This is a genomic window from Bradyrhizobium sp. USDA 326, from assembly GCF_049739485.1.
Lineage (GTDB): Bacteria > Pseudomonadota > Alphaproteobacteria > Rhizobiales > Xanthobacteraceae > Bradyrhizobium.
Genome location: NZ_JBMGQA010000001.1, coordinates 6,383,294 through 6,405,907, shown reverse-complemented (window position 1 = coordinate 6,405,907; position 22,614 = coordinate 6,383,294). Strand labels below are relative to the sequence as shown.

The window sequence follows — 22,614 nt, the reverse complement described above, 5'->3', positions numbered from 1 at the left end:
GAGGATTTCCTGAGGAGATCCGATGCCTTTTCAAGCCGCCACGGCCCTTCCGCGCCGCGCCGTCACGCCCGCCGCCTTCGTCCGCGGCGTGGTGGCCGCTTATGAGCGGTACGGCCGGGATCCCGCCGAGGCCTTGAGCCGCGGCCAGGTCGCGCCGGAGCTTCTGAACGCTCCGGATGGGCGGGTCACTGCCGCCCAATTCGAGGCGCTGGCGGGCCATGCCATGCGCGAGCTCGACGACGAGGCGCTCGGCTGGTTCTCGCGGCGACTGCCCTGGGGCACCTATGGCATGCTGTGCCGCGCCTCGATCACCGCGCCGACGCTGGAGGTCGCGCTCAAGCGCTGGTGCCGGCACCACCGTCTGGTCACCGAGGATGTGCTGCTCGATCTCGAGGTTGGCGAAGAGACCGCCGTCGTGTCGATCAATGAGCGACGCGACCTCGGGCCCTGCCGCGAGTTCTGCCTGGTCACCTTGTTCCGCTACGTGCTCGGCTTCTCGTGTTGGGCCGTCGATTCCCGGATCGCGCTCCGTGCAGCTGAATTCCCCTACCCGCAGCCCGAACATGTTTCGGTCTATCCGACCATCTTCTGCCGGGCCGTCCGCTTCGATGCGGACCGCGCCGGCATCGTCTTCGACAAGCACTATCTCTCGCTGCCGCTCACGCGCAGCGCGGCCGATCTCGACAACATGCTCGAGGGCGCGTTGCGGCTGACCGTGCTGCCGTACCGGCGCGACCGGCTGCTGGTCGAGCGCGTGCGCCGCGTGCTCCGCAATGCGCGCGGCCGCCTTCTCGGCGCCGAGGACGTCGCGAGCGAGTTGGCGCTGTCCACCCGCACCATGCACCGCCGCCTGCGCGAGGAGGCCACCTCGCTACGCGATCTCAAGGAAGAGGCAAAATTCGAGCTCGCCAAGCAGGAGCTGATGCGCGGCCGCACCCCGATCAAGCGCATCGCGGAGATCGCCGGCTTCCGCAACGAGAAGAGCTTTTCGCGCGCCTTCCGCAGCTGGACAGGGGCCTCCCCGCGCGAGTTTCGCGGCCGGTACCGGTGAGCGAGCGCGTCCGCTGCGTGGTCATCATGAATTGCGGCCCCCGAGATGGATCTCGGAGGCCGTAACATCTCTGAACCGGTCTCGATTGCAGCGTCAGTTCGAGTTGGTCTGGCCACCCGGCCGGAGCTTGCGCGAGTGAGTCTGCTTCGGCTGCTGGGCGAACGCGTCATTCGAGGTCTTCGCACCGCCGCTCTGCGAGCAGGTGCCGCCGATGCCGCCGGCGGCCTGGCGGCAGGCCTCCATCGTCGGATAGCCGCAGCCGTGAGCGGCCTGCGCGCCGTTGGTGATGCAGAAGTCATCGGCCTTGGCAGCCGGTGCGGTCATCATGAGAAACGCGGATGCAAACAGCGTCGCAGCGGATGCGACGAACGTCTTCGAATTCGATGTCATGGTGTCTTTTCCTGCTTCAGAGTCTCACAAAAGAGGCCTCGGCATGCCAACACGCTGAGGGTTCGCACTTCGCATTTAGGCGGCGCCGCGGAACCGGCAATCACGGCTCAGTGCATTGCAGGGCTTCGCAAATCACATGTCATAGTTAGGTGAGTGACTCATGTATTTAATTCGGACTGCGTGAAATTCTTACTTGGCTGCACGGGAGCAGTTCCGATCCTATCCTGCCGGCGCCACCACGGAGACCTCCTGCAACGGCAGCGGGACATCCTTGGCGACACCGAGCACGGGGAAGCTGCGGACGTTCTTCACATCAGGCATCGCCGCGAAATGCAGGAGCTGCTGGCGCATGCTCTCGACGCTCGGCGCCACGCATTTCAGCAAATAGTCGGTGTCGCCCGAAATCCGCCAGCACTGCTGGATGCGCGGAATCGCTGATATCGAGCTCTCGAACGCCTCCAGCACCGGCTGGGCCTGGCTGCCGAGCTGGATCGAGACGAACGACACCACTTCAAAGCCGAGCCGCCGCTCGTCGATGACGGCGCGCACCGCCCGGATCACGCCGCGGCTGAACAGCGATTTCAGCCGCCGCAGGCAGTTGGGCGCGGACACGCCGACGCGCAGCGCCAGCTCGTTGTTGCGCACCCGCCCGTCCTGCTGCAGCTCGGACAGTATCTTCAGATCAACGCCGTCGAGCTGGTCACGCCCCGCCATACCCCACCTCGCCATGAGCCCATCATGCGAGGCAGCGAAGCATGTGGCGGAATTGGTGCCAACCACCTTAACCGTCCCCCAGGCTGGAAAAGCGTGGCGCGAAGCTTGCCTGCGGCCCATCCTTCGAGACGCCCGCCTCCGGCGGGCCCTCAGGATGAGGTAACGCTTCGCGGCACGATATCAGACCTCATGGTGAGGAGCCCGCCAAGGCGGGCGTCTCGAGCCATGCAGGCCGAGCTCATGCGGCGAAAACGTGGATGCCCGGGACAAGTCCGGGCACGACGTGCCGATAGAGCTTGCCGAGACTCAATGCGTCCAGGGCTCGCCGCGGCGGAACGAGAAATTATCCGCATAGGCGACCGGCCGGCGAATCGATTCCTGCGGCTCGATGACCTGGTAGGCGATGCCCTTGCGCTCGCAATAGGCGACCGCCTCTTCCTTGCTGTGGAAATGCAGCGTGATCTGCTGCTTCATGTCGCCGGAGGAGGTCCAGCCCATCAGCGGCTCGACCGAGCGCGGCTGCTCCGGCTCGTAGTCGAGCTGCCATTCCTTGGTCTTGGACCGGCCGGATTGCATCGCGTTCTTGGCAGGCTTGAAAATGCGTGCGGTCATGGCTGGTCCGGGCCTCTTCGTCTTTTCGTTCGATTTCGATGCGTCACGGTGGCAGTTGGTGGAAACCTCGGGGATAGTATAGAGAAACCGATCGGGACTTGATCGGTGATTCCGGCCCCCGGCCCCCTCGCCAACGGTATAGTCATTATGCTGCACCGTGACAATTCCGTACCCGCCTTCCGCGCCGGGATCCCGCCCGGCGGCACTGCCGCATCAGCCTATCCGATCTCTTCGAGAGCTCCCGTCGCATGGCCTTCCTGAACATCAGTGCAACGCTTCCCGACAAGGGCCGCGATCTCCGGCTCGACCTGTTTCGCGGTGTCGCGAACTGGGCGATCTTTCTCGACCATATCCCCGACAACGTCGTGAACTGGATCACGACCCGCAATTACGGCTTTTCCGACGCGGCCGACCTGTTCGTCTTCATCTCCGGCTATACCGCCTCCTTCGTCTATGCGCGGATGATGCTGGAGCGCGGTTTCATCGTCGGCGCCACGCGGCTGACCAAGCGGGTCTGGCAGCTGTATGTCGCCCACATCATCCTGTTCGTGATCTACATCGCCTCGATCAGCTATCTGGCGCTGCGCTTCGGCGATTCCGAGATGATCAACGAGTTCAACGTCGCCGGCCTCGTCGACAACGCGACCGAGACGCTGCGCCAGGGCCTGTTCCTGCGCTTCAAGCCGCTCAATCTCGACGTGCTGCCGCTGTACATCGTGCTGATGGGCCTGTTTCCGCCGGTGCTGTGGTTCATGTTGCGCAAGCCCGATTTGACGATGGCGCTGTCGATCGTGCTGTGGCTCGCCGCGCGCCATTACGGCCTGAACCTGACGGCCTATCCGGCCGGCCAGTGGTACTTCAATCCGTATTGCTGGCAGGTGCTGTTCGTGTTCGGCGCCTGGTGCGCGATGGGCGGGGCTCGGCGCTCGATGACGCTGATCAATTCGCCGATCACCCTGTGGGTATGCCTCGGATATCTCCTGTTCGCGCTGGTTATGACCATGGCCGGCCGCTTCCCCACCTTCGGCGGCATGTTCCCGGAATGGCTGTTCTCGGCCTTCAACCCCAATGACAAGACCAACCTTGCGCCGTACCGCTTCCTCCATTTCGTGGTGATCGTGATCCTGGTGATCCGCTTCGTGCCGAAGGAGTGGCCTGGGCTGGAGTGGAGGGTGTTCGATCCCCTGATCGTCTGCGGCCAGCAGTCGCTCGCCGTGTTCTGCGTCGGCGTGTTCCTGTCCTTCGTCGGCCATTTCGAACTGTCGATGAGCTCGGGCTCGCTGCTTGCGCAGATCTTCGTCAGTGTCGCCGGCATCGCGATCATGACGACGGTCGCCTACTACATCTCGTGGTCGAAGAAGCAGGACAAGCCGCTGAAGCCGCCACCGCCCAAGCCGGCGGCAGCGGCGGCCTGAGCCGGAGACGCCCTTCGGAGCGCGACGTCCGCTTGCCGCTTTCCGAGCCGAAGATCGCATTGACATGAGTCAACAGAGGCGGCGGCGCCGGCCCGCATAGTGTTGCCACGACCTGAGCCGCCGCTCCGTCGTCAGCAACCCTCCTCTGGCACAAGGCCCAAACACATGCCCTCTCATTTCCACGCCGTGGTATGGATCGACCATTCACAGGCCCGGATCTTCCATCTCGGCCTGAGCGGCTCGGACGAAGTCACGCTGCATCCGCAACTGCCGACTCGTCATCTTCATCACAAGGCCAATGTGATCGGCAGCGGCCATGCTGCCCCCGACAAGGCATTTTACACCGAGGTGACCAAAGCCATCGCCGATGCCGGCGAGATCCTCATCATCGGTCCGGCGAGCGCGAAGACGGAGCTTGCCGGCCACATTCACGCGAGCGCCCCTGATCTGGCCACGCGGATTGTCGCGGTGGAGGCGGCCGATCATCCCTCGGACGCCGAGATCGTCGCCTACGCGAAGCGCCACTTCAAGATGCCGCTGCCGCGCGTGCAAACGCCGGGATCAGCAATAGGCGAGCGGCACTCGGGTTAGGACCGTACGACCTCGACGATAACGCAAGGCGCGATGATGGTGCGATGATGGTTCATCACGATCTCACCGCGCTTCAGGCCGCCTCTTCGCCGTCGAACTCGGTGAATTTCTTGTAGATCCAGTTCCGACCGTCGTAGCGGCGCCAGACCTTGCCGACCACGAACTGCCCATTGATGGAGCGGCGCGGCACGATCACTGTCCAGAGGTGCCAGATGTGCGTCCAGCTCGACTGCGGAACAACGGTCTTGAGGTTGCGATCAAAAGACATGTGGCAGAACTCGCTGGCGCAGAACTCAACTGGTAGGCACGCCGCGACGAACCGTGACCTGTGGCGCTCGGAATTGAAGGCAGCCCATCGCGAGCCGGGACCGACCTGATCACAGCCACCCAAGCGGCCGCAACAACCGCTCGCCTTTAACCTAACCGATCAACCTTACTTGGGATGGAGCGGCACGATCGTTTGAAAGCCGCGGCCGGGTTTTCCGGAAGGCCCATGATTGAGAACGAATGCCGTCTTGGGCACTTTTCCAGAACTAACCAGCCCGGGCCGAAAAAGCGCAACGCCGCGCAAGCGGAATATCATCGCTTGGCGGCGTCCGTTAGGCATTGGGCGCTGAAATCCCCAACACACATATGTCTGTGGCAACAGCCAAAGGTTCGATGAATCTTTGGCAATTCTGCGCCACGCGGGCCTTCATCAACGCCTTGAAAAATCGCGCAGAAGTCGTGTGGCGCAGGCTATGAGCGCCAAGGCTTCAAAGGGCTGGGACAGACCTCGCGCAAACGGCTCACCCGCAATATGCCGCCTGCCCTGCTTCGGCCACCAAGCCGACTGGGACGTGGCGCTGGGGCTGGAAGCCCGGAAAGCATTTTACGAGCTCGGCCGGGCAACCAAACGCAGCGCCGTGCGTTGCAGGTTTTTCCCAGCGATCGCGAGGCGTCCGTGAATGTCAACGATCAGCGCGCGCCCCCGCCATGGACGCACAGTCATCTCGTCTCACGTCCGTGTGAGCAGCAGCGCGGCCGGTGAATTTCCGTGAGCGAGCGGAGACCAATGAGGAGCAGGCCGCATGGCCGAGGGGGAGCAGTGAGCCAGATCGATACGACCGAGAAACTATCCGACGTCCCGGAGACCGGAAGCTCGCTGCTGCCGCTCTGCGGACTTGGCGTGGCCGGGATTGCAAGGCTGGGCTGGATCTGCGCCCTCGCCTGGGGCGCCTGGCGGCTTGTTGACTGGCTGCTGTTCTGAGCGGAGTTGGGGTCGCAGCTCTGCGATCCCACGACGCTGCGAGCCTTCTCGGGACTGGTCGGGGCAGCTGGATTCGAACCAACGACCTGCAGTACCCAAAACTGCCGCGCTACCAGGCTGCGCTATACCCCGACTGTCCAGCGAGCCCCGTCGATACACGCTTCCCGAGACGTCAGCAAGCTGCCAACAAAGCTCCAAAGCCAGCAGCGCGGCCGGCAATCGCCGGACTTTCCCGCCCTATTTGCTGCCGAACAGGGGATGGCCGACGCGGTCGCCGGGGCGGATGCCGTACTTCTGTGCCGTTCCCGCCACCACCTCCAACACGGCCCTGGCCGGCCCCCGGGACGAGATGATCTTGGTCGACAGCGGCTCGGTGTTCTCGGCGATACGCAGGATGCGGCCGTCGGCGCGGATGAAGATCATGTCGAGCGAGACATAGGTGTTCTTCATCCACATCGACACTTCCTGCTCGGGATTGAAGTCGAACAGCATGCCTTTGCCGTCAGGCAGTTCCTTGCGATACATCAGGCCGGTCTGCTTCTCTTCCTCGGTCGTTGCCATTTCCACCGAGAACACCTGCACACCATTCTTGGTGACGATCTCGAGCGGCTGGAAGCTGGCGGCGCCCGCGGGCGCGCTGGCGACGACACAGCCAATGATGAGGAGGATGGCGGCAAGCCAGCCCTTTGCAACGGACCAGACGGCCTTTCGATCAAAATTCATGGGGCTCTCGAGGCGTGGGGACTGGGTCAGTCCTACGCGGCGGCCAGCGGAAAAGGAAGAGGCGCGCCGGCCAGCCGGCACGCCTCTGCTCACGATTGCGAGAATTGGTGCTCTTTAGTGCGACTGCAATCCCGGCGATCCGGTCTCGGGATGGATCTCCGCCGCCATCATGCCCTTGGAGCCCGGCCCGAAGCGAACCAGGACATACTGGCCCGGCCTGAGTTCAGTCATGCCGAACCGGCGCAGTGTCTCCATGTGCACGAAAATGTCGGGCGTGCCCTCGCCGCAGGTCAGGAATCCGAAGCCGCGCAGCCGGTTGAACCATTTGACCTGGGCCCGCTCCAGCCCGCTGGTCGGAGTGACCGTGACATGGGTGCGCGGCGGCAACATCTGCGCCGGATGGATCGCGGTCGACTCGTCCATCGAAACCACGCGGAAGGCCTGGTAACCCTTGGCGCGCTGAATGCACTCGACGACGATGCGGGCGCCCTCATAAGCGGTCTGGAAGCCGTCGCGCCTGAGCACGGTCACGTGCAGGAGCACGTCGGGCCAGCCATTGTCAGGAACGATGAAGCCATAGCCCTTGGAGGCGTCGAACCATTTGATGACGCCATGGACCTCGACGAGATTGGCGCTGGTCTCACCGAGTCCGCTGAAGGGACTGAGTGCGCTATCGCGACCGACACCGCCATGTTCGCCCGGCGTCATCCGCCCGGGCGATACTCCCTGCCCGGGAACTCCGAGCTTCTTGGACTCAAATCCGTCCGACGACCCCATAACCCCGGACCCCACACTGCCATTGCGGCCCGCCACATTGGCGGCGCTCGAATCACGCGTCTTATGAAAAACTTCTCAACTCGACGCGACGCGAATCTTTCGACTCAAAAGATAACACTCCCGGTTGCGAGGCATAGACAAAAAAGAGATTCGCCGGAACCTATGAACAGCTTGCATTGCGGCGAATCAAATCGATTCGTCTCAATTGCCGACGAAGGGACCGAGCGTTTCGCCGATATCCTGATGGATGACGAGGTCGGCAATATCGTCCTGCTCGGTCGGCTCGCGGTTGATGATGACCAGACGTGCACCGGCGCGCTTGGCCATGATCGGAAAGCCCGCGGCCGGCCAGACCACCAGCGAGGAACCGATCGCGATGAAGAGGTCGCAGGATTGCGACAGCGCGGTTGCGCGCTGCATTTCGTCATCCGGCATCATCTGACCGAAGGAGATCGTGGCGGTCTTCACCGGCTCGTCGCACGCCGTGCAGTTTGGCGCCGCGCCATCGCCGTCGAAACGGCGCCTCACCCAGTCCAGCGGATAGACCTGCCCACATCCGACGCATCGCGCGAAAGTAGTATTTCCATGAAGTTCAACCACATGTTCGGTGGCAAAGCCCGAGGCCTGGTGCAGATTGTCGATGTTCTGGGTGATGACGGCGGGAACCTTGCCGGCGCGATAGAGCGCGGCCAGCGCGCGATGGCCGCGACCGGGCTTCGCCGCGGCAAACACCTCCTCCATCGCGAAGCGGCGGCGCCAGGCCTCGTTGCGCGCCTCCCGGCTCGCGACGAATTCGTCGAACGGAATCGGACTGTTACGCGTCCAAATTCCGCCCGGCGAGCGGAAGTCGGGGATGCCGCATTCGGTCGAGATGCCAGCTCCGGTGAACGGCACGATGACCTTGGCCTCGGCGATCATGTCGCCGAGCAGTTCGACCCCGCTCTGAAGATCCGATGCGATCAATTGCGCCTCCCGACTCGTTCTGCCTGACAGCAGCATGCACAAGCGACAACATCGTTGACGTACTTATCAAGCGCGAACGCCGTTCGCTCGGCAATTTCTTCCGGCCTTTCGCTTATCACATTCCTGCAATGCCTCCTCCCCATTGACGCCCCATTCAGGAGCGCCAATGGATGTGTTGACGCGACTCAACGTGATTGCGGCGGCAGCGCTTGAGTTCAGATGCGCACGTACTCAGGTGTAGAGGGGATTTGACATGACCGAAGACGAAGAACGCAAAGCGCGTGAGCGCGATGAGATCGCCGCCCGTGTCGCCGCCTTCCGTGCTACGCAAGAGAAGTTCAAGCGCGAGCGCGAAGAATTTTTCGTGTCGACGCTGGAGAACGCTCGCAAGGTCGAGCGGCCATCGCTCTGGCCCTAGGATGTCGCGCAGGCAAACGCGGCGACAGGCGAATGAAAAAAGCCCGGAGCGACGCTCCGGGCTTTTCGCTATTGGCGACTACCAATGGCGCCAGTGGTGATGGCGGTAGTAGGGCCCGCCGCCGTAATAGGCGTAAGGACCCGGTCCGTAATAATAGCTCGGGCCGCCATAATAGCCGTAGCCGGGTCCGTAATAATCATACGGCCGCGAGGCTGCGACCGCACCCGCGGTGATGGCGCCGGCGGCAAGGCCGAACGCAAGGCCCGGGCCGATGCCGCGACCGCGCGCCTCGGCCGGCGCGGGCGCCGCGACGGCGGTCACGCCGACGGCCGCGACGGTGGCCAGAACTGCCAATGTCTTCTTCATGCTCTTCTCCTTCGCGTCGTGAAGATACCGCTTGGCGTCATGGACGATAACCGCGGCCGCCTGCGATGGTTGCGCGATCCACGGAACTCCGGCGCGATCAAAAAATGTCGATGCAGCGGGAACGAAATCGCCGGGCGCCGATTGACCTCCTAAGTGCGGGAGCCTCCGCCATCCGGGTTGAGGCAACAGCACGAAGACCCCGTCAGCATCTCCGCGATGCTGGCGGGGTTTTTCAGTTTAGCGGGAGCCAATGGCAGCAGACCACAATTGCTGCCAGCGAGGCGGACGATCGAGGAGGAAGATTTGCCATTATCCGCTTTGCTGGCCCGCATCCGCAAATTGGTTCCCAGATCCGACGATCAGCATTACGACGAAATCGTCCGCAGCTTCGGTGTCGGCACGCTGCGCCCGCCGCCGACGCCGATGACCGACGGCGAACTGGCGCGGGCGATCGCCGAGTTCCTGAAGGAGCGGCCGTCGAGCGAATCCGTCGCGGCCCTCGGCCGCCGGCTCGACCCCACCTCACGGGTTTTGAGTTTCTTTTCGGGAGCAGGGAACGAGGATTGCGCGCGGACGTTGAATTCTTCCTCACGCTGAGCGGAAGGAGAAAGAGGCCCGACATGCCCGCGTGGCTCGAAGTCCTACTCAACCTGTCCGGCTATGCCGGCTTCGTGGCGCTCGCCTCGCGCGGCGCCGCCTGCCCGCAGGCGCCGGCCGACGATCGCATCTGCGGCGACGAACGCTAATTGGCGTGCGAGGCTTGGCCCGCCGTGCGGACCAGCCGGTCGGCCTTGACCGCCACGCGCGTGTCCTCGGCCTGCGGCCGCAGCGAGAAGCTGATCACTACGAAAGCGAGACAGAAGAGCGTACCGACGACGGCGACGCGCCGGCGGGTCTGCCGATCGCCTTGGTAAAAGGAGGGCTCTGAAAAAGGTGTCATGACAAAATCGCTTCTTGGCAAAGTCGCTTCTTGCTTCTTGCCAGACACCTACCCCACCCCGCCGCAAGCGCAACGCGATTGAGCTTTTAACCTAACCGAATAGCGTTATCGGCATCCGCGCAAGCTATCGTTAGGAGCCTCAGGGAAGGCGCCTCTGCCGCTGGCGAAGGACCGACCGAGTTTGTTCCGGCTTCGACTCTATTTCGCTCTCGAAGAACGAATCGGAATCGCAGAATTCCGCACGACGCAGTTCTTAACAAACACTTTTGCGACGCGATCAAACCAGCCCGCTTCACTGGTTCTGGAGAGACACGGGCGGGACTGTACCAAGTATCATGCCTCCTCGTTGCGATACGCACGGTCGCCATTGCCGCCGCCGGGCGCAACCCGTTCTGCATCCGACTCCATTTCGTTCTCGAAGAACGAATCGGAATCCCGAAAATCAGTGCGGAGCGATCGATCGATGAAAGCGCGCGCCCTTACACATTCGGCCGCGGGGAGGCTTTGCCGGCAAACTCATCGGCGACCGATCGAGCGCGAAGGGGGCAGAACGCGATCGCGCTCGCAGGTTGCCGCGTGTCGCCGATACTGATCAAGCCGCCCGCTTGGCCTTCTCTCTCGAGAAGCATTCGAGGATCTGGATGCGGAGCTCTTCTGCAGCAGGTCCCTCGAGCTTTCTGAGCTCGTTCCAGAGCCTGATCACTTCGCGCTGTTTTTCGACAGTCATGAGTCACCTCTAAAAGTCTTCCAAGGCGGCCCACACTAGAACAAAATGAGAACAAAAAGTCCAGCCCTCAGGACAAATTTCCAGGCTGTCGCGTTGAACCTTTTCGGAGCGGCAAAGACTCACGAAAGCTGGGGATTTCAGCGCCCAGTCACACGGCAGCGCCGCCTGACGAACATATTCCGTCACCGCGGCGCTGTTGCTTTTTAAATTTTCAACTTTAAGTTTGGGACACGGTTGGCGGCCAGGCGCTGAAATCCCAACGCCGTCAGCCAAGAGAGCCCCGCGCGAAAGCGCGGGGTTTTTCTTCGAAGCTGGTGACTTGGCGAGGCGCGCGGATTGCACGCTATCGAAACGATGCCTCGCTCTTGCGCATCGACCGGCCGAAATTCAGCGGGCCGGCGACGGCGCGGCCCAGCCGCGCGGGCCTCGGAAGCCAGCATCGCGAGCTTCGTCATCGAGGCGCCGATGATCTGCGAGTTCTGCGGGAACGAAATCGCCTTACGAAAGGACCCGCCGCAACGACATCTCCGGCGCCTCAGACGGCATCCTTGGCGACTTTCAGCGGCGAGGCCTTGACCGATTTGCTTGCGGGCTTTGCCGCAAACTGCATCGGCTCCTTGGTGAAGGGATTGACGCCCATGCGGGCTTCGGTCGCCGGCTTGTTCACGACCGACATCTTCACGAAGCCGGGAATGACGAACTCGCCGGACTCGTTGAGCTCCTTGTAGCCGACCGTCGCCATGTACTCGATCACCGACTTCACATCGTTCTTCGAAAGCTGCGTGCCCTCGGCAATTGCATCGATCAATTGGGTCTTCGTCATCTTCGCCATGTCTGAATTCCTTTGAATGGGGGGCGCGAGCAATTCCCGGAGAGGACGCGGCCGGACCGCGGGGGCGCGCTGCTGGTTCATGCCAGAAGTCATCGGGCTTAGAACCCATCGAGGCCGAAAACGCAAGCATGGGTTCTCAGGCGCTCCCTGACTCCTGTGAACGATACCCACCCTTCTTTTGAACCATTCGGCGGCCGACGCGTCCTATGATTGAGATTCCCAAGCCTCACCCCACCAGAGCGCCCCGCCTCCTCAGGGCAGGGTTTTCGCTGTTGTGGCTCCTGTTGATCGCGACCGCCATGTCACCTCCACGTGAAACCTGTGGCTCGGCCCGCATTGTTGACGCTTCAGTAACCTAACGCGGCCAAGCTCCCATCAGGTTCGTTGCGTTGGAGTATCCCCACAGTGCTGGATTTTAACGAGCTGCGTGAACTCGCGGCTGATGTTCGTATTTTCGTCGACGTCGCCGAAGACAAGGCCGAAGCGCTCAGGGCCGTCATCGCCGCTTACGACGTGGTGCTGGCGATCTTCCCCACTGAAGAGGGCATGGGCCTCCACGTCATCAAGGGCCGCGAGATCCTGGACGGGATCGCAAAGTCGCGGACACATGCGATGTACAGCCACACGGCGATCGCGGTTCCCGACCTCGCACATGCAGAAGCGCTCAAGTTCCTGACGACACCTGTCGATCAACGGATCGCAGCCTAAAGCATGATCCGGAAAAGTGCGCAGCGGTTTTCCGAAAAGATCATGCTTGAACAACGACCTAAAGCGCGATGACGATTCATCCTCATCGCTCGCGCTTGAGTCGCTGATGCGAATGTGCCTGCCGCGACGCAGCTTGCCGCATGCAAGAACCCGCGTTTGCTCGAACGAAGCGCGGGCCGCGGCGCTCCCACGTCGCAGGATTTCTTTTCCATCCAGTTCTTAGGAACATGAATTCCGCACTCCCGTTGGCTGCAGGCAACCAACCAGGAGTTTGCGATGAAGACGATCATGATCGCCGCCGCCGCCCTCGGTCTCATGTGCGGTTCCGCCTTTGCGCAGAACCAGACTGGCCCGGCCCCGCAGTCCAACAACATGCAGAAGCCCGGCATGAACAGCACGGACAAGGGCTCGATGAATCACAGCACGACCGGGATGAGCAATGACGGCATGAGCAAGGGCGGAATGGTGAGGCCGGACGCATCCGGTCAGGGCGGTTCGGGCGCGGGCAGCGACCAGGGCGGCACCAGAACGCGCAGCAACATGAAGTAACACAGTTACCTGCGAGGCTTGCTGTTCGGCCGCGCCGCTCCGCAACAGAGCGGCGCGTGTTCACCTCTCCCCGACGGGTGAATCAAACTCTTTGCGCACATCGCTTGAATCAGAACTCATCCCGCTCCCGACAGCTGCCTTTCAACTGAACGGAGGGATCTGTCATCGCCCGGCGCTATGCGCATCGGTTCACCTCTGCGTTCGGCCGAGCCGCGAGCAGAGAACATTTTCCGACGTTTCCGCTTCAGTGATCCAGCAGAATGGCCGCCGAGCCGATCACGATGCAGGAGAGACCGACAATGGCGGTGGCGAATTCGACCGCATTCTCCACGCGGAAGAATTTGATGATCGCGTCCCGTACGACGCTGAGGAGCGTTTCCACGATCGCGCTGAGCTGGCCCTGAAGCATGCCAGTTGGTCACGGCCGATCTCGCCGAGGTTCACCCTCGGCCATTCTCGGCAAGTCCGGCGCCGTAGATTTTCTTTTGAACTTTCGACCGGCTCGCGCGTCTTACAGTTGAAGCGTCCCTAAGCTTCACCCCCGACAGAGAACCCCGCTTCCCCCAGGCGGGGTTTTCGCTTTTGCGCGCTGCATCGGCTCGTCCGGAATTTCAAGCCTCTTTTGCCGTTGACCCGGCTGCCCTCCCGAAGCACCTTTTCGGCGGGCAGGCTTTTGAGGAGGAGTTATGCCGAAAACCCTTGTGGAATTCAGAGCGAAGAACCTTCGTTTGCTGGAACGGCTTTGTCCCGATGATCCCAGATATATCCAGGCCTGGCTGAAGCAATTCGACGAGCAGAACGGGATCACCCCCGAAGCGCGTCCGAAGTCCGGTAAAATGCGACGGACTTCTCCGCCGAGGAAGGTTGCTTCGCCCGGTCGGACCAGGTCAGCGCCCTCCTCCTCGGTCTCATCACGCTGATCGGCGCAACGACGAGCGCGCACGTCTTCGCCTTGTTGCCTTTCCTAACGGGAGCGCAGGAGACGGTGCAATGACGGCAGGCCTGCGCGCCGGCGGCCATCGCCATCTTTCCGGCTGGCGGCCGCGTTTGGCGCACAGCTGCAATTGGGAGCGCCGTCACTGCAATTTCGAACCGTACGAATGGACGGACACGTCGCTTCTCGACCGCGCGTGTTGACACCAGCGACGTGCCCCGATGCGATGCACGAGCAACGACACGAGCGCACAGCCCCTCACGGAATATCCGCGGCCTTGCGGTTGTCGCCGATTGAAACCGGCTTGTTCAGGAAATATTCGCGGTTGCCCGTCGCAGCCTCCGCGTACTGGTCGATGGCCACGATGATGGCCTGGACGTGGGCATAGCACCATCCTTCCCGCGTTGCCTTTCGGCGAACGTCCTCGAGCGCGGTCAGGAAGGGCGACAGCTCTCTCTCGTCGTCGAACCAGCGCCTGCTCACCATGTCCTCCCGCCGAGCACCCTGCCCTTGTTGTGATGCGGCTCTGCGCTCCTCAGCGCGTCACGCTGGGCACAGAGACTTTCAACCTTCGCCTCCATCCGAGACAGCAGCGCTTCGGCCGAGGCGGTGCCGACGCCCGCCCGCTGCAGCTGCAGGATCTCCTTCCTCTGCTTGCCGATTTGGATGCGCATCCGTTCGATCTCCCGCCTGACAAAGTCCAGGTCCGGCATGTCCAGCCTCGCGATTTTGAATATGGCCAAAGAGAACAAAAAAGGAACGAAGAGTCGAGTCCGACGTTGGACGGAAAAGGAGATTTGCGATGGCCGACAACACCCGGAAGGAACCGAAGGACTGGGTTTCCGGCGACGACCCGATGACGGGAGCCCAGGAATCCTACCTCAAGACCCTCGCCGAGCAGGCGCATCAGGACCCGCCCGCGGAAGAGCTGACCAAGGCCGAGGCCTCGGAGCTGATCGACAGGATGCGGCAAAAGGCCGGGCTGGAGGAGTGACCCGTAGAATTGCGGGAATCCGGCGCCGTGTGTATGCAAACGAAATTGGGAATCCAAAATGCCTTATTTCGTTTGTGCCCGCGACGGTGCGGGCCGGATCATTTTGAAGCGAGACACCAGGGAAGCGGCCGAGAAGAAGGCCGCCGAGCTCCGCGACATGGGCTATTTCGAAGTCGAGATCATCGCGAAGGGGGGCGAGAAGGCGGCGTGAAGGATTGGCGCGTGTATGCCGAGGATGACCGAGATGGCCAACCGCCCTTTCCTTCGCGACGCATTGGATGGCCAATTCCGCTTATCCCTTTCGATGGGCGCGTAAGATCTACGACGATACTCTTCCGCAGAGGGGCCTTTGGCAGCGGTTTCGGCGGCTCGGCTTCTCCAGAATTGCGTAATCGGGGTCGGGATCGGTACCGAATGGCGCCGTGGTCACCGGCCGCCCTTGCGATCGTCATTCAATTGAATTACATATCACATCGCATCCGAGGATGGCGAACATGGCCGCAAATGCCCTTGTCCAGACCCGCATCGACGCCGATATCCGTGATCGCGCCTCCGCCGTACTTGAGGAGATGGGGCTAACGGTATCGGACGCGGTACGCATCCTGCTGACCCGGACCGCCAATGAAGGCGCGCTACCGCTCGAACTCCTCACGAACAGCAAGGCTCATGATGCTTGGTTCCGCGCGAAGGTTCTGGAGGCGTTGAACGATGCCCGGCCTGATGTCTCCGACGAACAGGCTGAAGCGCATTTCGCAGAGCGGCGCGCGGCGGCCCGGCGCAGGGCGGACGAACTAGAGTCGTGAAGCTCGTCTGGTCCGACTTCGCGCTGTCGGACCGCGACGGCATCTTCACCCACATCGTTATTACGGTGACAGTGCACTAAATACCCTCCTCCACCGACGGCTTCGGCCCGCGCTTGGCAGGCTTGAGGACACGCCCGGTCTGACGTTCGAGACGGCTGAGAAAGCGGTTGTCTCCGAGCGGCCGGCCGATGCTCTCGGATGAACGCAGGGCGTCGAACCGATCGTCTTCCGGTTCGGTCGCCAGCAGATCGGCGAACTCCGGAAAACGCTCGCGGATCGGCGCCAGCGCGGTCACGCCATCGTCCCTGCCGCGCAAATGCGCGCGCGTGCTCGACCAGCGCCAGTCCTGTGCCCGCGGCACCAGGCGCGCCCGCACCGGATTGAGCGACACGTAGCGCAGCGCCACCGCGAGATGTTCTTCGTCCATGGCAACAGCGCCGAACCGGCCCTGCCAGAAATGCCCGGTGCGCTTACGTCGCGCATGGATGATCCCGGCGTAGCTGCGGTGCACGCGCGAGAGCGCACGCCGCAGCCCGTCGGGATCGGACGGCACCAGGATCAAGTGGACGTGGTTCGGCATCAGGCACCAGGCCCACACCTCGACCCCAGCGTCCCTGCAATTCGCCGCAAGCAGGTCGCGATACAGCGCATAATCGCCGTCCTCGAAGAACGTGCGCCCCCGGCCATTGCCGCGCTGGGTGACATGGTGGGGGTGACCGGGGATGACGACGCGAGCGAGACGAGCCATCCTGCATCATGGCCGTGAAAGCTGCCGGCGTCAATTAAGTGCACTGTCACCGTAATCCCAAAAGATTGTCGCGTGTTGAGGTGCTTGGAAGGCGAACGTTTGCGATATACTGAGGGTCGGCGCCTACCCCCCTCGGCGCCCCTCAAAGCCCCTCAGGGGCTTTTTGTTGGCCATGAGTGATCCGAGCAGACATCATTACATCCCGGCGTTTTATCTGCGGCAGTGGGCGACGAACGGCTTTCTGTGTGAGATGCGGAATATCCGGGGGAAGATCGTCGTGCACTCGAAATCTCCCGACGGCACCGGCTGGAAGAAGGATTTGTATAAGGTCGAGGGTGTCGCGCCGGAATTTACCCAGCACTTCGAACGCGTGTTCATGCACATGGTCGACTCTGGTGCCGCCAAGGCCATGCGAAGCTTCATTGGCGGGAATATAGACCTCCCAGTAACGGATCGGGATGCCTGGATCAGGTTCTTGCTCTCGTTGCTTTTCCGAAATCCTGAAGCGGTCGCAGAGATCACAGGCCAGGTACTCACGCTCTATAGGGAGAGCGTTCAAAGGCTTCGTGAAAACTATGACGAACTTAGGCCGCCCGATTTCCCGCCCACTCTTGAGGAATTCGACGCGCAGACCGACCCAAATGCTGGCGCTATTGCCGCTTCGAACTTTCTCCAACAATTGATGAACCTTGAAGGCATCGCGAACCGGCTAGCACGGATGTCATGGGGGCGACTGCACCTATGGAGATCGCGTCATGCCCTGCTAACCTCCGACCGGCCGCAGTGCCTTCCCATGCATTTCCAGAACACTTCTGTCGCGGTCGTTCTGCCCATCTCGCCCCATATCGCCTTTACGGCCGCTGAGAACCCCTCCGCTTTGCAGGCACTGGCCCGGGGCGATCACACAAAGATGGTCTTGCAGATTAACAAGCAGGTTGTGTCTCAGGCCCGCCAATACGTATGGGCGCTCGACGACAGCGCGGTCCGCTTTGTCCGAAAGCACATCAGTACTCTACCCGACAGACAAGTTATTTCCGACCGCGCGCGACAGCTAGACTAGCACTCCAGCAGGCCCGCGGTGAGGAATGATGGTCAGTCATCGTCTGGGAAACGGCTCCTGGGTCTTCTTTCGGTGACAGTGCACTAAATCGGCAGTGTTCGCCGCCCCGCACTGCTAGACTTAGTGCACTGTCACCGTAAGCTAAGCCCGTGGAGCTACCGTGCCAGCCATAGAACAAGGGAAACAATGACGATGGCAGCGAGGATCGCCATCCAGCCCTTCGCATCAAATTCGAAGAAAGGGCCTTTGAAGCGTAGCTGATGATCGGACATGACACAGGTCTCCATTGAGATCGTGAGACCCGAATCATTTTCTTTCTGGGGGTATAATCTGTTGCGCCCTGATTTGCAGCGTTGGCAAGAGTCTTCTGCCAGTTGCCGCTCAGCCCTCCACCCAAAACACGAAACGGTGGATGGCGGGTGGAAAAGCCTCGCCTGCTTTTCATGGAGGGTGCCGTGGCTCATCTCCTAGTCAAGCTCGCCTCGCTACGGCGATGACCACCACGATCAGAACAGCGGCCCCGATCGCCCAGACGCCGTCAGCGCTGATGCTCGCGCCCCATAGATTGACCAGAAGTTTGTCCGACATGACGCAGCTCTCCATTTGAAAAACTTGAAGAGCGAATCGTTCAGGGGACTCTTCTACTTAGGCACATCCCGCCAAATCTGCGCAAAAAGGCTGGCACAGATAAAGTGGTAATCGAGCGATTCCAGATAGTTAGACTGCAACATCGCACATGTATTTAAAGCGCCGTGGCTCGCTATGTGAGTTAGTGATTGATCTGACAGGCGAATTCCGATGCGTTATGCGGGAATCTTTACCGCCGTCAGTCATCCATATCGGTGCACGAGACGGTCCAGAAGGCTCCTAGCCTGAAATTTTTCGCTTTCAGTATCGGTACAGCAAAAGACACACGGCGAGGACGGCGGCACTGATGCCGGCCAGACCTGGAGCGCTGATCTTGATACCCCAAAAGCTGATCTCGAGTTTATGGTCGGACATGGCACAACTCTCCATTGATAATTTTGAGCCGCTGTGATTGCGCTAACAGTGCACTAGCGCCCAAAGGTGTTGTCCGGATTCGGGCGGGCCGCAGACACTGCCAGTTGAGTGCACTGTCGGCACGCCATGTCGCGGGCTGCACTGTAACGGAAACCCCGATCCGGATATTGCGCAGCCTGCACGACTCTCGGGCACCACCTCCCCTGACTTTCAACAAGCGATCATGTAATCAACGCAAAACGGTGGCTTGAATGAAAACCGCACTTGTCTTCGGCGCAACCGGCTTCATCGGCTCGCATTTGCTGCGCGACCTCTTGGACAGTCCCGACTATACGCGGGTTGTGGCGGTGGCCCGCAAGCCGCTGGCGGTGAGCGATCCGAAGCTCACGGTGCTGATCGGCGATCTCCCTTCCCTGCCCGCACTCAAGCCGCAACTGGTTGCGGACGAGATATTCATCGCACTCGGGACGACGCGCAAGCACACCCCTGACGAGGCCGAGTACTACAAGATCGATCATGATTATCCGGTGTTGGCGGCCGAGATCGCGAAGGCGAACGGCGCGCAATCGGTGTTTCTGGTTACGGCCGTTGGCGCCCACGCCGGCTCCGGTGTGTTCTATCTCAGGACCAAGGGCGAGGTGGAGCGGGACATTCTCTCGCTCGACTTCGAGCACACGCATATTTTCCGCCCGTCGATGATCCTCGGCGCGCGCGACGAGGACCGCCCGGGTGAACGCCTCATCATCGCGATATGGGGTGTGCTCAATCCGCTGCTCGTTGGCCCGGTCGACCGCTATCGCGGGCTCGCCGGGAACGACATCGCGCACGCCATCGCCAAGGCCGCGCGGCATCAAACGGAGAAGGTGCGAATCTATCATTGGAAGGAGATGGCGGCACTGCTTCGAACGTGATGCAGTCCGAGTCGAACCGGCACCCTTCACGCACATGTGCCTCGGCCCCCTGCCCCTCCTCTCCTTTTCCTGCTATTTCCTACCTCGCCGTCCCGGCCCCAGACAAAACCCTCCGTCCGTTCCAGGGAGCAACAACCATGCGATACCTCCACACCATGCTGCGCGTGCGCAATCTCGATGTCGCGCTGAAATTCTATGTTGATGCTTTCGGGCTGAAGGAGGTGCGGCGGATCGAGAACGACAAGGGGCGTTTCACGCTGGTCTTCCTGTGCTCGGCAGACGATCTCGAGGCGCTGAAGAAGCAGCCGCCGACGCGCGGGGCGCCGCTGGTCGAGCTCACCTGGAATTGGGACGAAGAAAAGTACGGCGAGGATCGCTTCTTCGGCCATCTCGCCTACGAGGTCGACGACATCTACGCCACCTGCGAGAAGCTGATGAAGGCCGGCGTCACCATCAACCGTCCCCCGCGCGACGGCAACATGGCCTTCGTCCGCTCGCCGGACCTGCACTCCATCGAGCTGTTGCAGAAGGGCGACCCGAAGCCGCCGCAGGAGCCCTGGGCCTCGATGCCCAACACCGGCCACTGGTAGGTCTGCGCGCGGGAACAAGCGGGCACGGCCCGCGTTCACCCTCCAGTGATGCAATTGGAGGAGGATGCGATGGCGAGAGGGCTGTTGCTGTGGATGATCGGCGTGCCGATCCCCGTGATCATTCTGTTGTGGCTGTTCTTCGGCCGCTGACCGTCAGGTTGAACTTTGCAACGAAAGCTCCGCCGCGTGCGGAGCTTTTTGCATGAGGGCGCGCCGCAATCGCGCATCGCTCGACGCGGCGAATTCCGCTATCACCCGCAGCAAGCTGGATTTGTAGCCCGGATGGAGCGCAAGCGTAATCCGGGACTGCCACAATCGAAGCACCCCGGATTGCGCTTCGCTCCATCCGGGCTACGACACCGAACAACGCTGCGGGGAGACGCATCATGCCTGATACCAAGCTGACGATCTGGGGCCGCGCCAATTCGGTCAACGTGCAGAAGGTGCTGTGGTGCTGCACCGAGCTCGGCCTGGCTTACGAGCGCATCGATGCCGGCATGAGTTACGGCAGGACGCGCGAGGCCGACTATCTCGCGATGAACCCCAATGCGCGGATCCCGACTCTGGTCGAGGGCGACTTCGTGCTGTGGGAGTCCAATTCGATCATGCGCTATCTCTGCCTCGCGCATGGACGCGGCACGCCGATCTACCCGGAGGCGCCGAAGCAGCGCGCGTCGGTCGACCGCTGGCTCGACTGGACGCTGTCGACCGTGCAGCCGGTCGACCGCCCGGTGTTCTGGGGCATCGTGCGCACGGCGCCCGCCGAGCGCGACATGATCCAGGTGCAGCGTGATGCCGATGCCGCCGCTGAGGTTTGGGCCATCGCCGATCGCCTGCTCTCATCGCGCCGCTTCATCGAGGGTGATGCGTTCACGCTGGCCGACATCGCGATCGGGTCCTATGCGCGGCGCTGGCTCGGGGTCGAAGGCATCAGCCGGCCCGCGCAGCCGCACCTCACCCGCTGGCTTGCCGAGCTCGGCAAACGGCCCGGATTTGCACAATTCGTCGCACCGCCGATGTCGTGAGCCGGTGGCGCCGGATAAGCTGCGGTGAGCGCGCGAGGAATCGCTGCGCCGGCGCAACCGTCCGGCGGCGCGGCAGCACTTGACGGCTACTGTGCATGGGGTTGTTTTCGCAGTTTTTGTCGTGGCCCTAGCGCCAGCCGCGCTCGACCAGCAGCACGCAGATGATCAACACCAGCGTCACCACCGCGGTCGCCAGCCGGGCCGTCCAGCTCAGGCCGCGGCCGACCCACCACAGCAGCGCGCAATACATCAGCACGGGAACGATGAGGTCGAGCCGCACCAGATCCGCCGGCATGGGTCTCAGCGCCTGACGGTGGTGTCGATGCTGATCGAGCCGCCGATCTTCACGCAGGTCCCGGTGCCCTCGACCATGACGAAGCGCGGGCCATAGGAGGCGCAGGAGCCCGCACTGGTCTTGCCGGCGGCGCCCTTCAGCGGCAGTGCCCTGACGGTCTCCCTGCCCGCTTGCGGCCGCTCGGCGGGCGGCAGGCGAACGGCGTCCGCGGCGGCAACAGATGTTGCCGCGAACGCGATCAGGATCAGGAGGAGCGGCGTGCGCATGGCGGCGTTCTAACCCGGACAGGTGCCGCGCGCCATCGCCGCGTCCGCGATCAGATGAACTTGACGCCGGCCGACTTGCCGCGGCGCCAGACCACCTGACAGCTCCGCCCGGTGCGCGCATCGCGTGCGAACGCCATCCGGATCACGCCCGGAAGCTGACTCGCGTCCTCGTCCATCGTGATCTTCGCGCCCGAGTCCGAAATGTCCTGGACCAGGCAATGCCGCGCGGCGAATCCGCCGTCGAGCGTGATCCAGGCGTGCTGCGACAGCAGCTTGCGGGCTGCGCGCTTTTTTGGCGGCGGCATTGGAAAATCTCCCGCTCCAGCGCTACCCCGGGAACCCTAAGAAACCGTTGAAACCGCCTCCTGACAATCCCGGGGCCGGCGCTGTCCACGGCTGCCAAAAGTCCGTTCCCGAACGGCTTGCCCGGGAGCGCAAAGGCCACTATACGTTCGCCCGCTGCAAGCCGCCGGGCCCTGTTCGGCCGGCCAGCGGCCGTGCCGCGGAAAGCGGCGGGGCCCTGCGTTTGCTCCCTTCGTCTATCGGTTAGGACGCCACCCTTTCACGGTGGAGAGAGCGGTTCGATTCCGCTAGGGAGCGCCAGCTGCGCCTGGCCCGCCAAAGGCGACAAATCCAGCCCGCCGCATGCTCGCTGCTTTCGATGCACTCGCAGCGTTGACGATCCGGCGCGCGGGCCCGTGGCTCGGATTGGCGGTCGGGCCGGACAGCCTGACCTGGACGACGATCAAGTTCGTCTTCTCGCCGGCGCATTGGCGCTGGCCGGGCTGGCCTGAACGGCACCGCCCGGATCGCGCGAGGGCAACGCTGTGACCTTACGCCGCGAACGATCGCGCGATGCCCGCCCCTGCATTTACCGGAAATTTACCCCTGCTCATGAGCGCCGGTGTCAATTGCTTAGAGTTTGCCCGCTACGCGTGGAACTACGGGAATCATCCAAAAC

Annotated in this window: 36 protein-coding genes and 2 tRNA genes; 18 read left to right on the top strand and 20 right to left on the bottom strand. The window is 62.4% G+C overall.

The genetic code is table 11. From position 1 onward, the window contains the following. The first annotated feature begins 22 nt into the window (after window positions 1–22). The gene (locus ABIG06_RS30200; RefSeq protein WP_124160863.1) at window positions 23–1,051 is read left to right on the top strand and encodes an AraC family transcriptional regulator; all 1,029 of its coding nucleotides are present in this window, start codon (window positions 23–25) and stop codon (window positions 1,049–1,051) included. A gap of 93 nt (window positions 1,052–1,144) precedes the next feature. Here the strand turns inward: ABIG06_RS30200 and ABIG06_RS30195 are convergent, their stop codons facing one another. The 3 genes from ABIG06_RS30195 to ABIG06_RS30185 form a co-directional block, all read right to left on the bottom strand. Next, complete coding sequence (locus ABIG06_RS30195) at window positions 1,145–1,441, bottom strand: DUF3551 domain-containing protein (protein WP_124160862.1); 297 nt, start codon at window positions 1,439–1,441, stop codon at window positions 1,145–1,147. 219 nt (window positions 1,442–1,660) lie between these two features. Beyond that, entirely contained in the window at window positions 1,661–2,155 is a 495-nt protein-coding gene (locus ABIG06_RS30190) for an Lrp/AsnC family transcriptional regulator (protein ID WP_424578588.1), read from the bottom strand. Between the two features lie 306 nt (window positions 2,156–2,461). After that, complete coding sequence (locus ABIG06_RS30185; protein ID WP_124160861.1) at window positions 2,462–2,767, bottom strand: ETC complex I subunit; 306 nt, start codon at window positions 2,765–2,767, stop codon at window positions 2,462–2,464. A 248-nt stretch (window positions 2,768–3,015) separates the two neighbouring features. Here ABIG06_RS30185 and ABIG06_RS30180 point away from each other — a divergent pair, with 248 nt between their 5' ends. Next, a complete protein-coding gene (locus tag ABIG06_RS30180; protein ID WP_124160860.1) occupies window positions 3,016–4,182 on the top strand; it encodes an OpgC domain-containing protein in 1,167 nt (388 codons plus the stop codon). Between the two features lie 165 nt (window positions 4,183–4,347). Then, complete coding sequence (locus tag ABIG06_RS30175; RefSeq protein WP_124160859.1) at window positions 4,348–4,773, top strand: translational machinery protein; 426 nt, start codon at window positions 4,348–4,350, stop codon at window positions 4,771–4,773. A gap of 73 nt (window positions 4,774–4,846) precedes the next feature. On the opposite strand, the gene ABIG06_RS30170 is transcribed toward ABIG06_RS30175, so the two are convergent. Beyond that, window positions 4,847–5,041 (bottom strand): hypothetical protein, encoded by a 195-nt coding sequence (locus tag ABIG06_RS30170; protein ID WP_370139657.1) that lies wholly within the window; start codon window positions 5,039–5,041, stop codon window positions 4,847–4,849. An 819-nt stretch (window positions 5,042–5,860) separates the two neighbouring features. Here ABIG06_RS30170 and ABIG06_RS30165 point away from each other — a divergent pair. After that, window positions 5,861–6,022: an RNA-binding protein gene (locus ABIG06_RS30165; protein WP_370139656.1), complete on the top strand. Its 162-nt coding sequence runs from the start codon at window positions 5,861–5,863 to the stop codon at window positions 6,020–6,022. A 55-nt stretch (window positions 6,023–6,077) separates the two neighbouring features. Here ABIG06_RS30165 and ABIG06_RS30160 read toward each other — a convergent pair. The 4 genes from ABIG06_RS30160 to ABIG06_RS30145 all read right to left on the bottom strand — a co-directional run bounded on the left by ABIG06_RS30160 (window position 6,078) and on the right by ABIG06_RS30145 (window position 8,485). Beyond that, window positions 6,078–6,154: transfer RNA gene (locus ABIG06_RS30160), tRNA-Pro, on the bottom strand. A 105-nt stretch (window positions 6,155–6,259) separates the two neighbouring features. After that, the gene (locus ABIG06_RS30155; protein WP_124160857.1) at window positions 6,260–6,745 is read right to left on the bottom strand and encodes a DUF192 domain-containing protein; all 486 of its coding nucleotides are present in this window, start codon (window positions 6,743–6,745) and stop codon (window positions 6,260–6,262) included. 114 nt (window positions 6,746–6,859) lie between these two features. After that, window positions 6,860–7,522: a cold-shock protein gene (locus ABIG06_RS30150; RefSeq protein WP_199751547.1), complete on the bottom strand. Its 663-nt coding sequence runs from the start codon at window positions 7,520–7,522 to the stop codon at window positions 6,860–6,862. 201 nt (window positions 7,523–7,723) lie between these two features. Further along, window positions 7,724–8,485 (bottom strand): SIR2 family NAD-dependent protein deacylase, encoded by a 762-nt coding sequence (locus ABIG06_RS30145; protein WP_370139655.1) that lies wholly within the window; start codon window positions 8,483–8,485, stop codon window positions 7,724–7,726. A gap of 253 nt (window positions 8,486–8,738) precedes the next feature. On the opposite strand from ABIG06_RS30145, the gene ABIG06_RS30140 reads away from it, so the two are divergent. Then, complete coding sequence (locus tag ABIG06_RS30140; RefSeq protein ID WP_370139654.1) at window positions 8,739–8,903, top strand: hypothetical protein; 165 nt, start codon at window positions 8,739–8,741, stop codon at window positions 8,901–8,903. Window positions 8,904–8,981: 78 nt separating this feature from the next. Here the strand turns inward: ABIG06_RS30140 and ABIG06_RS30135 are convergent, their stop codons facing one another. After that, entirely contained in the window at window positions 8,982–9,269 is a 288-nt protein-coding gene (locus ABIG06_RS30135) for a hypothetical protein (RefSeq protein ID WP_370139653.1), read from the bottom strand. 216 nt (window positions 9,270–9,485) lie between these two features. Here ABIG06_RS30135 and ABIG06_RS30130 point away from each other — a divergent pair, with 216 nt between their 5' ends. Both ABIG06_RS30130 and ABIG06_RS30125 read left to right on the top strand, forming a co-directional pair. Then, window positions 9,486–9,866, top strand: coding sequence for a hypothetical protein (locus tag ABIG06_RS30130; RefSeq protein ID WP_424578463.1), 381 nt, complete (start codon window positions 9,486–9,488; stop codon window positions 9,864–9,866). A gap of 23 nt (window positions 9,867–9,889) precedes the next feature. Beyond that, window positions 9,890–10,015, top strand: a complete 126-nt coding sequence (locus ABIG06_RS30125) for a hypothetical protein (RefSeq protein WP_124160853.1) — start codon at window positions 9,890–9,892, stop codon at window positions 10,013–10,015. Here the strand turns inward: ABIG06_RS30125 and ABIG06_RS30120 are convergent. From ABIG06_RS30120 to ABIG06_RS30105, 4 genes are all read right to left on the bottom strand, one after another. Continuing rightward, window positions 10,012–10,209: a hypothetical protein gene (locus ABIG06_RS30120; protein WP_124160852.1), complete on the bottom strand. Its 198-nt coding sequence runs from the start codon at window positions 10,207–10,209 to the stop codon at window positions 10,012–10,014. The two genes, ABIG06_RS30125 and ABIG06_RS30120, sit on opposite strands and share 4 nt — an antisense overlap. 592 nt (window positions 10,210–10,801) lie before the next feature. Beyond that, window positions 10,802–10,936, bottom strand: a complete 135-nt coding sequence (locus ABIG06_RS30115; RefSeq protein WP_370139650.1) for a hypothetical protein — start codon at window positions 10,934–10,936, stop codon at window positions 10,802–10,804. Between the two features lie 9 nt (window positions 10,937–10,945). Continuing rightward, a complete protein-coding gene (locus ABIG06_RS30110) occupies window positions 10,946–11,209 on the bottom strand; it encodes a hypothetical protein (RefSeq protein ID WP_370139649.1) in 264 nt (87 codons plus the stop codon). Between the two features lie 262 nt (window positions 11,210–11,471). Next, the gene (locus tag ABIG06_RS30105; protein WP_018323108.1) at window positions 11,472–11,768 is read right to left on the bottom strand and encodes an HU family DNA-binding protein; all 297 of its coding nucleotides are present in this window, start codon (window positions 11,766–11,768) and stop codon (window positions 11,472–11,474) included. A gap of 405 nt (window positions 11,769–12,173) precedes the next feature. Between ABIG06_RS30105 and ABIG06_RS30100 the strand changes: the two genes are divergently transcribed. Continuing rightward, window positions 12,174–12,476, top strand: a complete 303-nt coding sequence (locus tag ABIG06_RS30100) for a hypothetical protein (protein ID WP_124160850.1) — start codon at window positions 12,174–12,176, stop codon at window positions 12,474–12,476. A 276-nt stretch (window positions 12,477–12,752) separates the two neighbouring features. Continuing rightward, window positions 12,753–13,025, top strand: coding sequence for a hypothetical protein (locus ABIG06_RS30095; RefSeq protein ID WP_370139648.1), 273 nt, complete (start codon window positions 12,753–12,755; stop codon window positions 13,023–13,025). A gap of 244 nt (window positions 13,026–13,269) precedes the next feature. On the opposite strand, the gene ABIG06_RS30090 is transcribed toward ABIG06_RS30095, so the two are convergent. The 3 genes from ABIG06_RS30090 to ABIG06_RS30080 all read right to left on the bottom strand — a co-directional run bounded on the left by ABIG06_RS30090 (window position 13,270) and on the right by ABIG06_RS30080 (window position 14,672). After that, window positions 13,270–13,434: a hypothetical protein gene (locus ABIG06_RS30090; RefSeq protein ID WP_158626745.1), complete on the bottom strand. Its 165-nt coding sequence runs from the start codon at window positions 13,432–13,434 to the stop codon at window positions 13,270–13,272. A 783-nt stretch (window positions 13,435–14,217) separates the two neighbouring features. Beyond that, window positions 14,218–14,445 carry a hypothetical protein gene (locus ABIG06_RS30085; RefSeq protein ID WP_124160848.1) on the bottom strand — a complete coding sequence of 76 codons (228 nt, stop codon included), beginning with the start codon at window positions 14,443–14,445 and terminating at the stop codon, window positions 14,218–14,220. Continuing rightward, window positions 14,439–14,672 carry a hypothetical protein gene (locus ABIG06_RS30080; protein ID WP_370139647.1) on the bottom strand — a complete coding sequence of 78 codons (234 nt, stop codon included), beginning with the start codon at window positions 14,670–14,672 and terminating at the stop codon, window positions 14,439–14,441. Before ABIG06_RS30080 ends, ABIG06_RS30085 begins: the two co-directional genes overlap by 7 nt. 89 nt (window positions 14,673–14,761) lie before the next feature. On the opposite strand from ABIG06_RS30080, the gene ABIG06_RS30075 reads away from it, so the two are divergent. The 3 genes from ABIG06_RS30075 (at window position 14,762) to ABIG06_RS30065 (ending at window position 15,756) form a co-directional block, all read left to right on the top strand. Then, window positions 14,762–14,953 carry a DUF3072 domain-containing protein gene (locus ABIG06_RS30075; RefSeq protein WP_370139646.1) on the top strand — a complete coding sequence of 64 codons (192 nt, stop codon included), beginning with the start codon at window positions 14,762–14,764 and terminating at the stop codon, window positions 14,951–14,953. 58 nt (window positions 14,954–15,011) lie between these two features. Next, window positions 15,012–15,164 carry a hypothetical protein gene (locus ABIG06_RS30070; RefSeq protein WP_370139645.1) on the top strand — a complete coding sequence of 51 codons (153 nt, stop codon included), beginning with the start codon at window positions 15,012–15,014 and terminating at the stop codon, window positions 15,162–15,164. Between the two features lie 283 nt (window positions 15,165–15,447). After that, window positions 15,448–15,756 carry a type II toxin-antitoxin system RelB/DinJ family antitoxin gene (locus ABIG06_RS30065; protein ID WP_370139644.1) on the top strand — a complete coding sequence of 103 codons (309 nt, stop codon included), beginning with the start codon at window positions 15,448–15,450 and terminating at the stop codon, window positions 15,754–15,756. 76 nt (window positions 15,757–15,832) lie between these two features. Here the strand turns inward: ABIG06_RS30065 and ABIG06_RS30060 are convergent, their stop codons facing one another. After that, the gene (locus tag ABIG06_RS30060; protein ID WP_370139642.1) at window positions 15,833–16,504 is read right to left on the bottom strand and encodes a transposase; all 672 of its coding nucleotides are present in this window, start codon (window positions 16,502–16,504) and stop codon (window positions 15,833–15,835) included. A gap of 172 nt (window positions 16,505–16,676) precedes the next feature. Between ABIG06_RS30060 and ABIG06_RS30055 the strand changes: the two genes are divergently transcribed. The 4 genes from ABIG06_RS30055 to ABIG06_RS30040 all read left to right on the top strand — a co-directional run bounded on the left by ABIG06_RS30055 (window position 16,677) and on the right by ABIG06_RS30040 (window position 21,092). Next, on the top strand, window positions 16,677–17,564 hold the full coding sequence (locus ABIG06_RS30055) for a DUF4238 domain-containing protein (protein WP_370139641.1): 888 nt from the start codon (window positions 16,677–16,679) through the stop codon (window positions 17,562–17,564). A 1,253-nt stretch (window positions 17,565–18,817) separates the two neighbouring features. After that, window positions 18,818–19,477, top strand: a complete 660-nt coding sequence (locus ABIG06_RS30050; RefSeq protein WP_370139640.1) for an oxidoreductase — start codon at window positions 18,818–18,820, stop codon at window positions 19,475–19,477. 137 nt (window positions 19,478–19,614) lie between these two features. After that, entirely contained in the window at window positions 19,615–20,067 is a 453-nt protein-coding gene (locus ABIG06_RS30045) for a VOC family protein (RefSeq protein WP_025036157.1), read from the top strand. A gap of 386 nt (window positions 20,068–20,453) precedes the next feature. Continuing rightward, entirely contained in the window at window positions 20,454–21,092 is a 639-nt protein-coding gene (locus tag ABIG06_RS30040) for a glutathione S-transferase family protein (protein ID WP_370139639.1), read from the top strand. A 127-nt stretch (window positions 21,093–21,219) separates the two neighbouring features. Here ABIG06_RS30040 and ABIG06_RS30035 read toward each other — a convergent pair whose 3' ends face one another. Genes ABIG06_RS30035 through ABIG06_RS30025 form a run of 3 tightly spaced genes read right to left on the bottom strand, consistent with a single transcriptional unit; the run spans window position 21,220 to window position 21,958 of the window. After that, the gene (locus ABIG06_RS30035) at window positions 21,220–21,387 is read right to left on the bottom strand and encodes a hypothetical protein (RefSeq protein WP_370139638.1); all 168 of its coding nucleotides are present in this window, start codon (window positions 21,385–21,387) and stop codon (window positions 21,220–21,222) included. 5 nt (window positions 21,388–21,392) lie between these two features. Next, the gene (locus ABIG06_RS30030; protein ID WP_370139637.1) at window positions 21,393–21,653 is read right to left on the bottom strand and encodes a hypothetical protein; all 261 of its coding nucleotides are present in this window, start codon (window positions 21,651–21,653) and stop codon (window positions 21,393–21,395) included. A 50-nt stretch (window positions 21,654–21,703) separates the two neighbouring features. Then, window positions 21,704–21,958, bottom strand: a complete 255-nt coding sequence (locus ABIG06_RS30025; RefSeq protein WP_124160837.1) for a PilZ domain-containing protein — start codon at window positions 21,956–21,958, stop codon at window positions 21,704–21,706. A gap of 223 nt (window positions 21,959–22,181) precedes the next feature. On the opposite strand from ABIG06_RS30025, the gene ABIG06_RS30020 reads away from it, so the two are divergent. Then, window positions 22,182–22,256 (top strand) — tRNA-Glu (locus ABIG06_RS30020). A 42-nt stretch (window positions 22,257–22,298) separates the two neighbouring features. Further along, window positions 22,299–22,484, top strand: coding sequence for a hypothetical protein (locus tag ABIG06_RS30015; protein WP_370139614.1), 186 nt, complete (start codon window positions 22,299–22,301; stop codon window positions 22,482–22,484). Window positions 22,485–22,614 lie beyond the last annotated feature (130 nt).

Excerpts from the sequence above, each read along its gene's own strand:
- ABIG06_RS30200 (WP_124160863.1), top strand. The coding sequence starts at position 23 with ATGCCTTTTCAAGCCGCCACGGCCCTTCCGCGCCGCGCCGTCACGCCC.
- ABIG06_RS30195 (WP_124160862.1), bottom strand. The coding sequence starts at position 1,441 with ATGACATCGAATTCGAAGACGTTCGTCGCATCCGCTGCGACGCTGTTT.
- ABIG06_RS30190 (WP_424578588.1), bottom strand. The coding sequence starts at position 2,155 with ATGGCGGGGCGTGACCAGCTCGACGGCGTTGATCTGAAGATACTGTCC.
- ABIG06_RS30185 (WP_124160861.1), bottom strand. The coding sequence starts at position 2,767 with ATGACCGCACGCATTTTCAAGCCTGCCAAGAACGCGATGCAATCCGGC.
- ABIG06_RS30180 (WP_124160860.1), top strand. The coding sequence starts at position 3,016 with ATGGCCTTCCTGAACATCAGTGCAACGCTTCCCGACAAGGGCCGCGAT.
- ABIG06_RS30175 (WP_124160859.1), top strand. The coding sequence starts at position 4,348 with ATGCCCTCTCATTTCCACGCCGTGGTATGGATCGACCATTCACAGGCC.
- ABIG06_RS30170 (WP_370139657.1), bottom strand. The coding sequence starts at position 5,041 with ATGTCTTTTGATCGCAACCTCAAGACCGTTGTTCCGCAGTCGAGCTGG.
- ABIG06_RS30155 (WP_124160857.1), bottom strand. The coding sequence starts at position 6,745 with ATGAATTTTGATCGAAAGGCCGTCTGGTCCGTTGCAAAGGGCTGGCTT.
- ABIG06_RS30150 (WP_199751547.1), bottom strand. The coding sequence starts at position 7,522 with ATGGGGTCGTCGGACGGATTTGAGTCCAAGAAGCTCGGAGTTCCCGGG.
- ABIG06_RS30140 (WP_370139654.1), top strand. The coding sequence starts at position 8,739 with ATGACCGAAGACGAAGAACGCAAAGCGCGTGAGCGCGATGAGATCGCC.
- ABIG06_RS30135 (WP_370139653.1), bottom strand. The coding sequence starts at position 9,269 with ATGAAGAAGACATTGGCAGTTCTGGCCACCGTCGCGGCCGTCGGCGTG.
- ABIG06_RS30130 (WP_424578463.1), top strand. The coding sequence starts at position 9,486 with ATGCTGGCGGGGTTTTTCAGTTTAGCGGGAGCCAATGGCAGCAGACCA.
- ABIG06_RS30125 (WP_124160853.1), top strand. The coding sequence starts at position 9,890 with ATGCCCGCGTGGCTCGAAGTCCTACTCAACCTGTCCGGCTATGCCGGC.
- ABIG06_RS30120 (WP_124160852.1), bottom strand. The coding sequence starts at position 10,209 with ATGACACCTTTTTCAGAGCCCTCCTTTTACCAAGGCGATCGGCAGACC.
- ABIG06_RS30115 (WP_370139650.1), bottom strand. The coding sequence starts at position 10,936 with ATGACTGTCGAAAAACAGCGCGAAGTGATCAGGCTCTGGAACGAGCTC.
- ABIG06_RS30105 (WP_018323108.1), bottom strand. The coding sequence starts at position 11,768 with ATGGCGAAGATGACGAAGACCCAATTGATCGATGCAATTGCCGAGGGC.
- ABIG06_RS30095 (WP_370139648.1), top strand. The coding sequence starts at position 12,753 with ATGAAGACGATCATGATCGCCGCCGCCGCCCTCGGTCTCATGTGCGGT.
- ABIG06_RS30090 (WP_158626745.1), bottom strand. The coding sequence starts at position 13,434 with ATGCTTCAGGGCCAGCTCAGCGCGATCGTGGAAACGCTCCTCAGCGTC.
- ABIG06_RS30085 (WP_124160848.1), bottom strand. The coding sequence starts at position 14,445 with ATGGTGAGCAGGCGCTGGTTCGACGACGAGAGAGAGCTGTCGCCCTTC.
- ABIG06_RS30080 (WP_370139647.1), bottom strand. The coding sequence starts at position 14,672 with ATGCCGGACCTGGACTTTGTCAGGCGGGAGATCGAACGGATGCGCATC.
- ABIG06_RS30075 (WP_370139646.1), top strand. The coding sequence starts at position 14,762 with ATGGCCGACAACACCCGGAAGGAACCGAAGGACTGGGTTTCCGGCGAC.
- ABIG06_RS30070 (WP_370139645.1), top strand. The coding sequence starts at position 15,012 with ATGCCTTATTTCGTTTGTGCCCGCGACGGTGCGGGCCGGATCATTTTG.
- ABIG06_RS30065 (WP_370139644.1), top strand. The coding sequence starts at position 15,448 with ATGGCCGCAAATGCCCTTGTCCAGACCCGCATCGACGCCGATATCCGT.
- ABIG06_RS30060 (WP_370139642.1), bottom strand. The coding sequence starts at position 16,504 with ATGGCTCGTCTCGCTCGCGTCGTCATCCCCGGTCACCCCCACCATGTC.
- ABIG06_RS30055 (WP_370139641.1), top strand. The coding sequence starts at position 16,677 with ATGAGTGATCCGAGCAGACATCATTACATCCCGGCGTTTTATCTGCGG.
- ABIG06_RS30050 (WP_370139640.1), top strand. The coding sequence starts at position 18,818 with ATGAAAACCGCACTTGTCTTCGGCGCAACCGGCTTCATCGGCTCGCAT.
- ABIG06_RS30045 (WP_025036157.1), top strand. The coding sequence starts at position 19,615 with ATGCGATACCTCCACACCATGCTGCGCGTGCGCAATCTCGATGTCGCG.
- ABIG06_RS30040 (WP_370139639.1), top strand. The coding sequence starts at position 20,454 with ATGCCTGATACCAAGCTGACGATCTGGGGCCGCGCCAATTCGGTCAAC.
- ABIG06_RS30035 (WP_370139638.1), bottom strand. The coding sequence starts at position 21,387 with ATGCCGGCGGATCTGGTGCGGCTCGACCTCATCGTTCCCGTGCTGATG.
- ABIG06_RS30030 (WP_370139637.1), bottom strand. The coding sequence starts at position 21,653 with ATGCGCACGCCGCTCCTCCTGATCCTGATCGCGTTCGCGGCAACATCT.
- ABIG06_RS30025 (WP_124160837.1), bottom strand. The coding sequence starts at position 21,958 with ATGCCGCCGCCAAAAAAGCGCGCAGCCCGCAAGCTGCTGTCGCAGCAC.
- ABIG06_RS30015 (WP_370139614.1), top strand. The coding sequence starts at position 22,299 with ATGCTCGCTGCTTTCGATGCACTCGCAGCGTTGACGATCCGGCGCGCG.